The 473-nt window shown below is 63.8% G+C and carries 1 pseudogene; it reads right to left on the bottom strand.

From position 1 onward, the window contains the following. A pseudogene (locus EE949_RS00920) lies at nucleotides 1-473 on the bottom strand (phosphatase PAP2 family protein); the annotation flags it as partial.

The following is a 473-nucleotide window of genomic DNA, read 5'->3' as shown; positions in this document are numbered from 1 at the left end:
GATAACGCAGCACCCCATGCGACAGGTCGTGCACGGCAAACGAGCCGAGCAGGGCGGTCAGGGCCGGTATAATCAGCCACCAGACTTTGGGTGACATGGCTGGCAGCGACTCGTTGCGCTGGATGATCGCAAGACTCGCGGCGCAGATGCAGAACGCCAACAGCATGCCTGCCAGAATATCCGTCGGCCAATGCACGCCCAGGTACACCCGCGACAGGGCAATCGCCAGTGCCGGAATCCCGAAGACCAGCAACCACGTCAGGCGCAGCCGCACGGCTGGCCACGTCCGGCCAGCACGGCGACGGTCATGAACAGCGCGAATGCCGCCGAGCTGTGCCCGCTCGGCATGCTGTAAGTGGTGAGCGGATCGAGCAGCACTTCCGGGCGAGCCCGCGCAAAGAATGCTTTCAACGTGCCATTGGCAATAGCGGTGCCCAGTGTGGTCGCCAGCGCGAACGCTGCATGACGCCATT

It is taken from the genome of Pseudomonas viridiflava (genome assembly GCF_900602065.1).
Taxonomy (GTDB): Bacteria; Pseudomonadota; Gammaproteobacteria; order Pseudomonadales; family Pseudomonadaceae; genus Aquipseudomonas.
This window is presented reverse-complemented; position numbering and strand designations above follow the sequence as displayed.